This is a genomic window from Crossiella sp. NPDC003009, from assembly GCF_053591555.1.
This window is the reverse complement of the sequence record NZ_JBSFUA010000022.1, coordinates 53,396-66,855: the sequence shown is the minus strand read 5'-3', so window position 1 is coordinate 66,855 and position 13,460 is coordinate 53,396. Positions and strand designations below refer to the sequence as shown.

Genomic DNA, 13,460 nt, shown 5'->3' with positions numbered 1-13,460 from the left:
CGAACGCCAGACCGGGTGTCGCCGGAATCGCGGCGACACCCGGCCCGCAGTGGTCTCACCCGGCCTGTTCGGCCTTCTCCGGCGTGGCCCACCGGGTGTGGAAGGAGCCCTCGGCGTCCACCCTGCGGTAGGTGTGCGCGCCGAAGTTGTCCCGCAGGCCCTGGATCAGCGCGGCCGGCAGGCGGTCGCGGCGCAGGCCGTCGTAGTAGGCCAGCGAGGAGGAGAACGCCGGGGTCGGCACGCCCTCGCGGACCGCGTCCACGACCACCCGCCGCCAGCTGTCCACGCCGCTGGAGACCGCCTCGGCGAAGTACGGGGCGACCAGCAGGCTGGGCAGATCGGGGTTGGCGTCGTAGGACTCGCGGATGCGGTCCAGGAACCGGGCCCTGATGATGCAGCCGCCGCGCCAGATGGTGGCGGTGGCGCCCAGGTCGATGTCCCAGCCGTACTCCTGGCTGCCCGCGCGGATGTGGTCGAAGCCCTGGGCGTAGGCGACCACCTTGGAGGCGTAGAGCGCCTTGCGCACGTCCTCGATGAACCTGTCCCGGTCACTGTCCTTCACCCAGCCCGCGCCCGCCTCGCTGCCGAATGCCTCGGCCGCGGCGGCGCGCTGGCCGGCGTGCCCGGACAGGGACCTGGCGAAGGTGGCCTCGGCGATCCCGGTGATCGGCACGCCCAGGTCCAGCGCGCTCTGCACGGTCCAGCGGCCGGTGCCCTTCTGCTCGGCCTGGTCCTGCACGACGTCCACGAACGGCTTGCCGGTGCGGGCGTCGGTGTGCGCGAGCACGTCCGCGGTGATCTCGATGAGGAAGGACTCCAGGTCGCCCTCGTTCCAGCCGCGGAAGATCTCCGCGATCTCCGCGGGGGTGGCGCCGAGTCCGGCGCGGAGCAGGTCGTAGGCCTCCGCGATGAGCTGCATGTCGGCGTACTCGATGCCGTTGTGCACCATCTTCACGAAGTGGCCCGCGCCGTCCGGGCCGACGTGCGCGCAGCAGGCCTGCCCGTCCACGGTGGCCGCGATGGACTCGAACACCGGCCCGAGCCGCGCATAGGACTCCTTCGAGCCGCCCGGCATGATGCTGGGGCCGAGCAGCGCGCCCTCCTCGCCGCCGGAGACGCCGGCGCCGACGAAGTGCAGGCCCTTCTCCTTGAGCGCGGCCTCGCGGCGGCGGGTGTCGGCGAAGTGCGCGTTGCCGCAGTCCACCACGATGTCGCCGGGTTCGAGCAGCTCGGCCAGCTCGTCGATGACCGCGTCGGTCGGGCCGCCGGCCTTGACCATGACGATCGCCACCCGCGGGCGCTCCAGCGCGTCCACGAAGTCGGCGAGGGTCTCCGCCGGGACGAAGGTGCCCTCCTCGCCGTGCTCGGCGACCAGGCTCTTCATCCGCTCCACCGACCGGTTGTGCACGGCGACCGGGTAGCCGTTGCGGGCGAGGTTGCGGGCCAGGTTGCGGCCCATCACCGCCAACCCCGTCACCCCGATGCGTGCCGTCGCGGTCCTGGAGGTCTCGCTGCTCATCCTGCCCACCGTTCCGTGTCTGTGGCTGGTGCTACCTAGCGCAACACCAACCCTGCCACTCCTACTCCCTGTTCAACGTGCGGGACCAAGGATCGTTCACCCGCGGCCACCCCGCAGTGCACGCCGGAGCGCGTCGGTGAGGTCCCGGCCCATGCGGAGGGTGACCGCGGCCCCGGCGACGAACGAGGAGCCGTGGAAGGTTCCCGGGTACAGGTGTAGTTCGGTGGACACTCCGGCCTGGACCAGTCGCTGCGCGTAGTCGAGTCCCTCGTCCCGGAGTGGGTCGAACTCGCACACCGCGACGAAGGCCGGGGGCAGCCCGGACAGGTCGGTGGCGCGAGCCGGGGCGGCGTACGGGGAGACCTCCTCGGTGCCGCGCTTGCCATCGCCGAGGTAGAAGTCCCAGCTCAGGATGGCGTTGGGCCGGTGCCACATCGGGGTGTCGGTGAAGGCGGTCATGGACGGGGTGCTCAGCCGGTCGTCCAGCTCGGGGATGTTGAGCGCCTGGTAGGCCAGCGCGGGGCCGCCGCGGTCGCGGGCCAGCAGCGCGACCGCCGCGGCCAGTCCGCCGCCCGCGCTCTCCCCGCCGACCGCGATCCGGTCCGGGTCCACGCCCAGCTCGGCGGCGTGCTTGGCGGTCCACTCCAGGGTGGCGTAGCAGTCCTCCAGGCCCGCTGGGAAAGGGTGTTCCGGGGCGAGCCGGTAGTCCATGGCGACCACGACCACGCCGACCTCGTCGGCCACCCGCAGCGCGGTCCGTTCGGCCATGTCCAGGTCGCCGATGACGAAGCCGCCGCCGTGGATGTGCAGCAGCGCGCCCAGCGGGCCGGGTGCGGCGGCCGGGGTGTAGACCCGGATGTCCACCTCGGGCGCGCCCGCCGGGCCGGGGATGCTCAGCGCGCGCACCTCGACCGGGTTCTTCGGCTGGTAGGAGGGGATCACGTCGGCCATCTCCCGCATCCGGGCGCGGATGGCCGCCGGGTCGGTGAAGTCCGCCTCGGGGACCATGGTGATCCAGGTGGCCAGTTCGGGGTCGATCGGGTAGCTCATGATCGAAGTCTGCGCGGCAGGCGGGGGCCACGCCCACCGCCAACCGCCGGTGGTCACCGGGCCTTGACCCGCCAGCTGGCTACGCTGGCGGCGTGGAAGGCCTGCTGCTCCGCCTGTCCGCGTTGGACGCCGACGCGGCCGGTGAGGTGCGCGTGATCGCCTTCTTCGACTCGCTGATCGCCCGCCGGGTCGGCCTGGACACCCTGCTGTCCACCACGGCCCAGCTCGTCGAATGCCCGGTCGGCCTGGGCACCGCCAAGCGGGGGCTCGCGCTGGCCGCCGATCCGGCTGGCGGCGTGCGGGCCGGGGTGACGACGCCGAAGGGCGCGCGGGCGCGGGAGCTGCCGGACGGGTCACGGGTCTGGCTGGCGCGGCCAGGGGCTGGGCTGCCGATGGACGAGATGGTGCTGGAGCGGTTCGCGATCGCCGCGGAGCTGGTGCTGGCCAGGGGCGGGTTGCCGGAGCTGGGGGATCCGGCGCTGGTGGAGCTGGTGCTGGCGGAGCGGGCCGGGGAGGCGGAGCGGGCGCGGGCGCTGCACCTGCTCGGACTCACGCCGGGGACGCGGGTGCGGGTGCTCGCGGTGGCGGGTGACTCGACCGGGCTGGGCGGCTGGTCGGCGGAGCTGGGACAGCTGCGGGCGGTGCTGCTAGCCGAACCGCCGGAGCTGGACCAGGTGCGGCCACCCGCGCGGGTCGGGGTTGGCGGCGAGGTGGCCGCGATCGAGGCGCGCCGCTCCTGGCGGCAGGCCCGGCTCGCGGTGCGGCTGGCCGGGGCGCTGCCCTGGGATCCGCCGGTGTGCCGCTGGGAGCACCTGGGCGCGCTGGCCGCGGTCGCCGAGGGACTGCGCGCCGAGGACATCGAGACGATCCCGGACGTGCGCGCGCTGGACCGGCTGGCCGCGGCGCCGCTGGGCGCGGACCTGCTGCTCATCCTGTCCGCGGTGTGCGCGCACGAGTCCGTGCGCAAGGCCGCGGCCGAGGTGCACCGGCACCACAGCTCGGTGGCGGCGCGGCTCGCGCACGCCGAGGCCGAACTGGGCTTCCCGGTGACCACGGCCGCGGGGCGGTTCCGGTTGCACCTGGCCATGGTGTTGCGGCGGTTGCGGGACACGCCCTAGCCCGTCCTGCACGGGATCACTCGTGGTTCGACGTCGTGTTGTGCGCCCGAGGGTCCAGTGCAGGCGCGGTGGCTCCGCTATTTCCACTCGGCCCTGACATGACGAATTGCTCGGGCACCGATGTGCTGGTGCCCGAGCAATTCGTTGAGTCGCACAACCACCTCATGCGGGAATTGCCGTCAGCAGACTCGGCGATTCCCGTCAGGCGGTCACTTGTCCAGCTGGTCAGCGAGCTTCTCGGGGTCCTGGACCACGGTGGTGGCGTCCAGGTTGCTCACGACCTTCTCGTCGTTGCCGACCGGAGCGTTGATGCACTCGTCGGTCTGGTACTCGGTCGCAATCGGGATGGTGAGCCCGATGACGTCGATGTGGCTGTTGCACAGCTGGACGGGCAGCACGCTCACGTTGGTGAGCAGGCTGCCGTCGTCGTCGAGGTCAGAGGTGGCAGCCGTTGCCGTGCCGGCAGAGGCCAGAGCGGCCGCCGCCGCCATCAGGGTGATACCGATGCTGCGGATCTTCCGCACGATGAATCCCTTTCAGACTGGTTTCACAGACTTGCAGCCAAAGATCAACCACTGGATGGAGGCGTGGCCGATCCGGCGCGGAGGAAAGTTATCAAATATCGGCACGGAAAAAGGCGGAATTAACTCGTTTGAACGACTTCCGCGCGGCATACACTCTATCGAAGCTTGTCGAGTTACGAAGAGTAGCGGCTCTCCGGTGGCGTTAGCAGGAGCCGTGAGACAGCCCGATCCGGGGATCGGCGCGGACTGGCCTACGTGCCGTAGTTCGTGAAGCGCCATCGACTCACGTCGCGGCAGGATACCTGAAGACGTTGTGCGGCAAAGGGTTCGAGCACTTCGGCCGGGTCGCCCCGCGCACTGGCGCGCGGCGGACCGGCACCAGTGCGACAGCCGCCCGTCGGCGGAGAGCGCCAGGGCGTGGGTGCGGCCGCTCGGATCGGCCACCACCGCGGGCTGGTGCAACCCAGGCGCCGGACTGGGTCCGCCAGGTGTGGCCGATCTTGCCCGCGTTGCCGTCGGCCAGGCGGTGGACGACGCGGCCGCCGGTGGCGGTGGGCGGACCCTCGGGCTCCAGGGCGCTGAAGTCCGGGTCCAGCCGGAGGGCGGCGCCGGGTTCCGTTTGGCGCCAGCGTTTGAGCACCCCGAGTCCGGCGTCCACCGCGCAGGCGAAGACCTCGACGCGGCCTTCCGGACCAGTGGTGGCGGACAGGCCGTCCTGCACGCCGGGGCCGCGACCGGCTGGCCGGGTGCGCCGCCGAGATCGGTCCACGGCCCGGTCCAGTCGCCGCGGGAGTGGACCAGGCTGACGATCCGTTCGGTGTCCTTGCGCAGCCTGCCGTTGGGCACGGCGAAGGCATGGGCGCGGCCGCCGGCGTCGATCCCGGCCCAGTTCACCCCGCCCCAGTGCCGGTGGTACCGGCGTTGCGGCCAGGCGCGGTACCCGGCGGCGTCGCCGACCTGCTGGTCGTGCTGGGCGTACTCCAGGAACTGCTCGCGCTTGTCCGCGGTAGGTCACCAGGTGGACGGGCGCGGTCAGCCTGCGCACGGCCTCGATGGCCAGCCGGGCGGTGATCATGTGGTCGCTGTGGTCGTGCGGCTGCGCCGCCTCGCCGTAGCCGGGGTCCAGCACCCGCACCACGGTGGGCCGGAACCGTTGCGACAGGCGGAGTACTGTTCGCGGCACAGCGGGTGGCCGGGGCGGCAGGACGGCGGCGGGGTCCCCGGATCCGGGCTCGGGGCGGCGCAGCCCTCGCCCGCGGTGAGGAACACCGTGGTTGTCGTCGTCCTGGTGCGCCACCACCTGCACACAGCAGCCCGCGAACGCGGCGGCCGCGCGCGGTCCTCCCGCGCGCGGCCCGCCCCGGTGTTCCCCAGTGGTCATTCCGGGGAATCCAGCCGCTCCGCTAGCTGTCGCCCTCCAGGTCGCCCTCGGTGGCGAGGTAGGCCTCGCGCAGGGCGTCCAGGGTGGCCTGCTCCGGGCTCTCCCAGAGCTTCCGCTCCGCGGCTTCCAGGAGCCGTTCGGCGATGCCGTGCAGGGCCCAGGGGTTGGCCTCGGTGAGGAACTTGTGGTTCTCCTCGTCCAGCACGTAGCTCTCGGCGAGCTTCTCGTACATCCAGTCCGCGACCACGCCGGTGGTGGCGTCGTAGCCGAACAGGTAGTCCACGGTGGCGGCCATCTCGAAGGCGCCCTTGTAACCGTGGCGGCGCATCGCGGACAGCCAGCGCGGGTTGACCACCCGCGCCCGGAACACCCGGGAGACCTCTTCGTTGAGGGTCCTGGTGCGCACCGCGTCCGGCCGGGTGCTGTCACCGATGTAGGCGGCGGGGGCCTTGCCGGTGAGCGCGCGGACGGTGGCCACCATGCCGCCGTGGTACTGGAAGTAGTCGTCGGAGTCGGCGATGTCGTGCTCGCGGGTGTCCACGTTCTTGGCGGCCACCGCGATCCGCTTGTACGCCGACTCCATGTCCCCGCGCGCGGGGAGGCCGTCGAGCTCGCGGCCGTAGGCGTAGCCGCCCCAGACCGCGTACACCTCGGCCAGGTCGGCGTCGTCGCGCCAGTTCCGGCTGTCGATCAGCGGCAGCAGGCCGGCGCCGTACGCGCCGGGCTTGGAGCCGAAGATGCGCATGGTGGCGCGGCGTTCGTCGCCGTGCTCGGCCCGGTCGGCCTCGGCGTGCGCGCGGACGAAGTTCTGCTCGGCCGGTTCGTCGAGGGCGGCGACCATCCGGACCGCGTCGTCCAGCAGTGCGACCACGTGCGGGAAGGCGTCCCGGAAGAACCCGGAGATCCGCACCGTGACGTCGATGCGCGGGCGGCCCAGCTCGGCCGGCTCGATGACCTCAAGGCCGTTGACCCGGCGGGACTGGTCGTCCCACACCGGGCGAACGCCAAGCAGGGCGAGGACTTCGGCGATGTCGTCACCGGCGGTGCGCATCGCGCTGGTGCCCCACACCGACAGCCCGACCGAGGGCGGCCACTCGCCGGTGTCCTTGCGGTAGCGGTCCAGCAGGGAGTCCGCCATCGCCTGCCCGGTCTCCCAGGCCAGCCTGCTGGGCACCGCCTTGGGGTCGACGGAGTAGAAGTTGCGGCCGGTGGGCAGCACGTTGACCAGGCCGCGCAACGGTGATCCGCTCGGCCCGGCCGGGACGTAGCCGCCGTCCAGGGCGTGCAGCAGGTTGCCGAGCTCGTCAGTGGTGCGGGAGAGCCGGGGCACCACCTCGGCGGCGGCGAACTCCAGCACGCGGGCGAGGTCCTCGTTGTCCTTGTCCAGCACCGAACGCACCACCTCGGTGGCGCTGCCCTGGGTCCAGCCACCGGCCTCCATGGCCACGACCAGCTCACGGGCCTGCGCCTCGATCGCGTCGGTCTCGGTGCGCGAGGCGCTGCCATCCTCAACCAGGCCAAGGGCTTCCCGGATGCCGGGCAGCGCGGCGACCTGTCCGGCCCACATCTGCCGGGCCTGGATCATGGCCAGCACCAGGTTGATCCGCGCCTCACCCTCCGGCGCCGCGCCGAGGATGTGCAGGCCGTCGCGGATCTGCACGTCCTTGACCTCGCACAGCCAGCCGTCGACGTGCAGCAGGAAGTCGTCGAACTCGGCGTCGTGCGGCCGGTCGGTCAGGCCGAGGTCGTGGTCGAGCTTGGCGGCCTGGATCAGGGTCCAGATCTGCGCGCGGATCGCGGGCAGCTTGGCCGGGTCCATCGCGGCGATGTTGGAGTGCTCGTCCAGGAGCTGTTCCAGGCGGGCGATGTCGCCGTAGCTGTCCGCGCGGCTCATCGGCGGCACCAGGTGGTCGACCAGGGTGGCGTGCGCGCGCCGCTTGGCCTGGGTGCCCTCGCCGGGGTCGTTGACCAGGAACGGGTAGATCAGCGGGATGTCGCCCAGTGCCGCGTCGGTGCCGCAGCTGGCGGACATGCCGACGGTCTTGCCGGGCAGCCATTCCAGGTTGCCGTGCTTGCCCACGTGCACCATGGCGTGCGCGCCGAACTCCTGCGCCAGCCAGCGGTAGGCGGCCAGGTAGTGGTGGCTGGGCGGCAGGTCGGGGTCGTGGTAGATGGCGATCGGGTTCTCCCCGAAGCCGCGCGGCGGCTGCACCATCACCACCACGTTGCCCGCGGTCAGCGCGGCCAGCACGATCTCGCCGTCGGGGTCCTGGGAGCGGTCCACGAACAGCTCACCGGGCGCGGGACCCCAGTGGTTCTCCAGCTCCGCGCGGAAGTCCGCGGGCAGGGTGTCGTAGAACTCGCGGTACTTGGCCGCGCTGATCCGCACCGGGTTGCCGGTGAGCTGGGCTTCGGTGAGCCAGTTCTCGTCCTGGCCACCGGCGGCGATCAGCGCGTGGATCAGCTTGTCGCCGTCCTGGCCGGCCACACCGGGCAGCGCGCCCGCACCGTCGGCGGGTCCGATGTCGTACCCGTTGTCCCGCAAGGCCGCGAGCAGCTTGACCACGCTGGCCGGGGTGTCCAGGCCGACCGCGTTGCCGATCCGGGAGTGCTTGGTCGGGTAGGCCGAGAGCATCAGCGCGATCCGCCGTTCGGCGGCAGGGATGTGCCGCAGCTGGGCGTGTTTCACCGCGATCCCGGCCACCCGCGCGGCCCGTTCGGCGTCGGCCACGTACACGGTGAGGCCGTCCGGGTCGATCTCCTTGAAGGAGAACGGCACCGTGATGATCCGGCCGTCGAACTCCGGGATGGCCACCTGGGTCGCGGTGTCCAAAGGGGACAGTCCGTCGTCGTTGGACGCCCAGCTCTCCCGGCTGGAGGTGAGGCAGAGCCCTTGCAGGATGGGCACATCGAGCGCGGCCAGCGCGCCCACGTCCCAGGCGTCCTCCTCGCCACCGGCGGAGGCCGCGGCGGGTTTGGTGCCACCGGCGGCGAGCACGGTGACCACCAGCGCGTCGGCCTTGCCCAGCTCGGCCAGCAGCTCGGGTTCGGCGGTGCGCAGCGAGGAGCAGAACACCGGCAGCGCCTGCCCGCCCGCGTCCTCGATGGCGCCGGCCAGCGCCTCGACGAAGGCGGTGTTCCCGGCCACGTGGTGCGCCCGGTAGTACAGCACCGCGACCACCGGCCCGGTGCTGGTGCGCGCGGTGCGCTCCAGCACGCCCCAGGTCGGGGTGGGCTGCGGCGGGGCGAAGCCGAGGCCGGTGAGCAGCACGGTGTCGGAGAGGAAGTTGTGCAGCTCCGCCAGGTTGCCGGCGCCGCCGTGCGCCAGGTAGGCGTGCGCCTCGGCGCAGACCCCGCCGGGCACCGTGGACAGCTCCATCAGCTGGGCGTCCGGGGCCTGTTCGCCACCGAGCACCACCACCGGGCGCGGCCCGGCGAGCAACCAGTCCAGGCCTTCTTCCCACATCCGGCGGCCGCCGAGGATGCGCACCACGACCAGGTCCACGCCCTCGACCAGGGCGGGCAGGTCGTCCACGAGCAGCCGCGCCGGGTTGGCCAGCCGGTAGTCGGCGTCGCTCGCGCGCGCCGAGAGCAGGTCGGTGTCAGAGGTCGACAGCAGCAGGATCACGCCGGTCTCCACATCCCTCGGGGTCCGCGCCCCACATCGGTCGGGACGGTGAGCGGAGTGTCTGGCTCCCAGGCGGGCCTGGTGACAGTGGCGGGACCGCGCCGGACTCGCACCGGCTTCCTCCGTGGTTCACCGTTCGGAGAGGACCCTACCCGCCGCGTAGCATCCGGCGCGTGCCCTCTTCGCCACATCGCTCGCGCCCGGACGCCTGTCCCGGCGCCATCGAGGTGCACCCCGCCGCGGACGGCGGGCTGGCCAGGGTGCGGATCCCCGGCGGCACGCTGACCACCGACCGGCTGGCCGTGCTGCGCAAGGCCGCGATCGAGCTGGGCGACGGCTCCCTTGAGCTGACCTCACGGGCGAACGTGCAGATCAGAGGCTTGACCCCCGGTTCGGAGCCGGAGCTGGGCGAGCGGCTGGCCGAGGCCGGTCTGCTGCCCTCGCTGACCCACGAGCGGATGCGCAACATCATCGCCTCGCCACTGGCCGACACCCAGGGCCTGGTCGACGCGATCGACGCGGCGCTGTGTGCGCGGCCGGAGCTGGCCGAGCTGCCGGGCCGGTTCCTGGTCACGGTGGACGAGGGTGGCGACGTGAGCGGGCTGGGCGCGGACGTCGGGCTGCACCGGGTGGGCGCGGAATGGGCGTTGTTGCTGGCCGGGGCCGATTCGGGGCTGCGGCCGGGCGATCCGGTGGCGGCGGTGACCAGGGCCGCGGCGGAGTTCCTGGCGCTGCGGGCCGAGCGGGGCGGGGCGGCCTGGCGGCTGGCGGAGATCGAGGACGGTGTCGCGGAGATCACGCGCCGATTGGCGACGGAAACCGCGAGCCACATCGCGCTCCCGGATCGCGGCGCGCCCCCAGACCACGGCACGCCCCCGGCTCACGGCGTGCCCCTGGGTCACCTCGCCCCCGCCGGTCGCGTCCAGCCCGCGCGCCCCCAGCCCCTCCCCCCTGGCCCGCTGCCCGACGGCCGCCTGGTGGTCGGCGTGCCCCTCGGCCGCCTGAACCCGGCCCAGTCCGAGGCCCTGCTCGCCGCCGAGCACCTCCGCCTCACCCCCTGGCGCAGCGTGCTGCTCCCCCGCCCGATCACCCTGGGGCACGGCCTGATCACCGACCCGCACTCGCCCTGGCACGCGGTCACCGCCTGCACCGGCCGCCCCGGCTGCGCCAAGGCCCTGGCCGACGTGCGCGCCGACGCCCCCCGGCTGCTCGGCGGCGCGGGCCGGTCGGTGCACTTCTCCGGCTGCGAGCGCCGGTGCGGCCGCCCGCGCGGCGCGATCGACGTGCTGGCCACGGCGGACGGCTACCTGGTCGACGGACAACGGCACGAGGACACGGCCGCGGCGATCGACGCGGCCCGGAGGAAGCAGTAGTGACCGACTACATCAAGGACGGCGCGGAGATCTACCGCCGGTCCTTCGCCACCATCCGCGCCGAGGCCGGCCTGACCGGTCTGCCCCCGGACGTGGCGCGGGTGGCGGTGCGGATGATCCACGCCTGCGGGATGGTCGACCTGGTCGAGGACCTCGGCTACTCCCCCGGCGTGGTCGCCTCGGCACGGGCCGCACTCGATGCCGGGGCGCCGATCCTGTGTGATGCCAACATGGTCGCGGCCGGGGTGACCCGGCGGCGGCTGCCCGCGGACAACGAGGTGGTGTGCCTGCTCGGCGATCCCCGGGTGCCCGCGCTGGCCGCGGAGCTGGGCAACACGCGCAGTGTGGCGGCGCTGGAGTTGTTGCGGGACAAGCTCGGCGGGGCGGTGGTGGCCATCGGCAACGCGCCGACCGCGCTGTTCCACCTGCTGGAGATGATCGCCGGTGGCGCGCCAAAACCCGCGGCGGTGCTGGGGATTCCGGTGGGGTTCATCGGCGCGGCCGAGTCGAAGGAGGCCCTGGCCGCCAACGAGCTGGGGCTGGAGTACCTGGTGGTGCGGGGCAGGCGGGGCGGCAGCGCGATGACCGCCGCCGCGATCAACGCGATTGCGAGTGACGAAGAGTGAGTGAGCTGGGACGGCTGTACGGCGTCGGGCTGGGCCCTGGCGACCCGGAGCTGGTGACGGTCAAGGCGGCGCGGCTGATCGGCGCGGCGGACGTGGTGGTGTTCCACAGCGCGCGGCACGGCCGCAGCATCGCCCGCTCGATCGCCGAGCCCTACCTGCGCCCTGGTCAGATCGAGGAGCAGCTGGTCTACCCGGTGACCACCGAGGACACCGAGGACTACCAGGGTGAGATCGACGCCTTCTACGAGCAGAGCGCGGAACGCCTTGCCGCGCACCTGTCCGAGGGCAGGGACGTGGTGGTGCTCGCGGCCGGGGACCCGTTCTTCTACGGCTCCTACATGCACATGCACAAGCGGCTGGCGCACCGGTTCCCGACCGAGGTGGTGCCGGGGGTGACCTCGGTGAGCGGGGCCGCCGCGGTGCTCGGGCGGCCGCTGGTGGAGCGGGACGAGGTGCTCACCGTGCTGCCCGGCACGCTGCCGCAGGAGGAGCTGGCCGAGTGGCTGGCCACCACCGACTCGGCCGCGATCATGAAGCTGGGCCGCACTTTCGGCGTGGTGCGCGAGGCGTTGCACGCGGCCGGACGACTGGAGGACGCCTGGTACGTGGAGCGGGCGACCACCGGCCGGCAGCGGGTGGCCCCACTGTCCGAAGTGGACCCCGAAGGCGTGCCGTACTTCTCGCTGGCGCTGCTGCCCAGCCAGGCGCACCAGACCATCGAGGCCGCCCCGGCCGCGGCGACCAGCGGCCCTGGCGAGGTGGTCGTGGTCGGCCTCGGCCCCGCCGGGCGCGAGTGGCTCACCCCGCAGGCGCAGGACGCGCTGGCCACCGCCGACGAGCTGATCGGCTACGGCCCCTACCTGGACCGAGTCCCGCCCAACCCGCGCCAGCAGCGGCACCCCTCGGACAACCGGGTGGAGGCCGAGCGGGCCGCGTTCGCGCTGGACCTGGCCAAGAACGGGTCTCGGGTCGCGGTGGTCTCCTCCGGCGATCCCGGCGTGTTCGCGATGGCCAGCGCGGTGCTGGAGGTGGCCGGCGAGGAGCAGTTCACCGGAGTGCCGGTGCGGGTGCTGCCGGGCCTGACCGCGGCGCACGCGGTGGCCAGCCGGGTGGGCGCGCCGCTGGGCCACGACTACTGCGTGCTGTCGCTGTCGGACCGGCTCAAGCCGTGGGAGGTCATCGAGCGGCGGCTGGCCGCGGCGGCGGCGGCCGACCTGGTGATCGCGATCTACAACCCGGCCTCGCGCAGCCGCACCTGGCAGGTCGAGTCGGCCCGGGAAACCCTGCTGGCGCACCGGTCCCCGGACACGCCGGTGGTGATCGGCCGGGACGTCGGCGGCCCCGAGGAGTCGGTGCGGGTGGTCCGCCTGGCCGACCTCGATCCGTCCACTGTGGACATGCGCTGCCTGCTGCTGGTCGGCTCCTCCACCACCCGGTTCCGCACCGGCCCCGACGGCGAGCCGGTGGTGTTCACCCCTCGCCGCTACCCCTCCTGACCCACTCGACGGCCGCGGCCACGGTGCCTGCCGTGGTCGCGGCCGGCAGCGGCGGACGGCGCACGAGGACCACCGGCAGGCCGAGCCGCCGGGCCGCGGTGAGCTTGGCCGCGGTCTGCTCGCCACCGCTGTCCTTGCTGACCACCACGTCGATCCGGTTGGCCCGCAGCAGTTTCAGCTCACCGTCCACTGTGTACGGCCCCCGGTCCAGCAGGATGGTCACGTTCGGTGGGTGCTCCTCCGGCGGGTCGACCGAGCGGCTGAGGAACCACAGGTCCGCCTTGGCGAAGGCGGGCAGGTCGCGGCGGCCGGTGGTGAGCAGCACCCGGCGGCCCAGCGCGGGCAGCGCTTCGGCGGCCTCGGCGATCGAGGACACCCAGTGCCAGCGGTCCCCCGGCTGCTCGGTCCAGCCCGGCCTGCGCAGCACCAGCAGCGGCAGCCCGAGCTCGGCGGTCGCGGCGGCGGCGTTGCCGGTCATGGTCGCGGCGAACGGATGCGTGGCATCCACCACCAGGTCGACCCCGTTGTCCCGCAACCACTCCCGCAGTCCGGCCACCCCGCCAAACCCGCCAATACGCACCTCACCGACGGGCAGCAGCGGCTCCCGCACCCGCCCGGCCAGCGAGGACACCACCCGCAGCCCAGGGATCCCGGCCAGGGCCGCGGCCAGCTTCCGGGCTTCGCCGGTGCCACCCAGCACCAGCACCGTCGTCGTCACGACTGGCATCCTGCCACCCGAGGGCCG

Annotated in this window: 10 protein-coding genes and 1 riboswitch; of the genes, 4 read left to right on the top strand and 6 right to left on the bottom strand. The window is 73.1% G+C overall.

Going from position 1 to position 13,460, the window contains the following annotated elements:
* Positions 1–55: 55 nt before the first annotated feature.
* Positions 56–1,519, bottom strand: coding sequence for an NADP-dependent phosphogluconate dehydrogenase (gene gndA / locus ACWDY5_RS22880; RefSeq protein WP_449724203.1), 1,464 nt, complete (start codon positions 1,517–1,519; stop codon positions 56–58).
* A gap of 96 nt (positions 1,520–1,615) precedes the next feature.
* Positions 1,616–2,569: an alpha/beta hydrolase gene (locus tag ACWDY5_RS22875; protein WP_449724202.1), complete on the bottom strand. Its 954-nt coding sequence runs from the start codon at positions 2,567–2,569 to the stop codon at positions 1,616–1,618.
* A 92-nt stretch (positions 2,570–2,661) separates the two neighbouring features.
* Here ACWDY5_RS22875 and ACWDY5_RS22870 point away from each other — a divergent pair, with 92 nt between their 5' ends.
* Positions 2,662–3,687, top strand: coding sequence for a helix-turn-helix domain-containing protein (locus ACWDY5_RS22870; protein ID WP_449724201.1), 1,026 nt, complete (start codon positions 2,662–2,664; stop codon positions 3,685–3,687).
* Between the two features lie 209 nt (positions 3,688–3,896).
* Here ACWDY5_RS22870 and ACWDY5_RS22865 read toward each other — a convergent pair whose 3' ends face one another.
* The 3 genes from ACWDY5_RS22865 to cobN all read right to left on the bottom strand — a co-directional run bounded on the left by ACWDY5_RS22865 (position 3,897) and on the right by cobN (position 9,220).
* Positions 3,897–4,211, bottom strand: a complete 315-nt coding sequence (locus ACWDY5_RS22865; protein WP_449724200.1) for a hypothetical protein — start codon at positions 4,209–4,211, stop codon at positions 3,897–3,899.
* Positions 4,212–4,494: 283 nt separating this feature from the next.
* Complete coding sequence (locus ACWDY5_RS22860; RefSeq protein ID WP_449724199.1) at positions 4,495–4,980, bottom strand: hypothetical protein; 486 nt, start codon at positions 4,978–4,980, stop codon at positions 4,495–4,497.
* A gap of 634 nt (positions 4,981–5,614) precedes the next feature.
* Positions 5,615–9,220, bottom strand: a complete 3,606-nt coding sequence (gene cobN, locus ACWDY5_RS22855) for a cobaltochelatase subunit CobN (protein WP_449724198.1) — start codon at positions 9,218–9,220, stop codon at positions 5,615–5,617.
* Positions 9,221–9,255: 35 nt separating this feature from the next.
* Positions 9,256–9,387: riboswitch (cobalamin riboswitch) on the bottom strand.
* Between the two features lie 6 nt (positions 9,388–9,393).
* Here cobN and ACWDY5_RS22850 point away from each other — a divergent pair.
* Genes ACWDY5_RS22850 through ACWDY5_RS22840 form a run of 3 tightly spaced genes read left to right on the top strand, consistent with a single transcriptional unit; the run spans position 9,394 to position 12,715 of the window.
* Positions 9,394–10,593, top strand: a complete 1,200-nt coding sequence (locus tag ACWDY5_RS22850; RefSeq protein WP_449724197.1) for a hypothetical protein — start codon at positions 9,394–9,396, stop codon at positions 10,591–10,593.
* On the top strand, positions 10,593–11,219 hold the full coding sequence (locus ACWDY5_RS22845) for a precorrin-8X methylmutase (protein ID WP_449724196.1): 627 nt from the start codon (positions 10,593–10,595) through the stop codon (positions 11,217–11,219). Before ACWDY5_RS22850 ends, ACWDY5_RS22845 begins: the two co-directional genes overlap by 1 nt.
* Complete coding sequence (locus ACWDY5_RS22840) at positions 11,216–12,715, top strand: precorrin-2 C(20)-methyltransferase (RefSeq protein WP_449724195.1); 1,500 nt, start codon at positions 11,216–11,218, stop codon at positions 12,713–12,715. Before ACWDY5_RS22845 ends, ACWDY5_RS22840 begins: the two co-directional genes overlap by 4 nt.
* Here the strand turns inward: ACWDY5_RS22840 and ACWDY5_RS22835 are convergent.
* Entirely contained in the window at positions 12,690–13,442 is a 753-nt protein-coding gene (locus tag ACWDY5_RS22835) for a cobalt-precorrin-6A reductase (protein ID WP_449724194.1), read from the bottom strand. The genes ACWDY5_RS22840 and ACWDY5_RS22835 overlap by 26 nt on opposite strands.
* Positions 13,443–13,460: the final 18 nt, after the last annotated feature.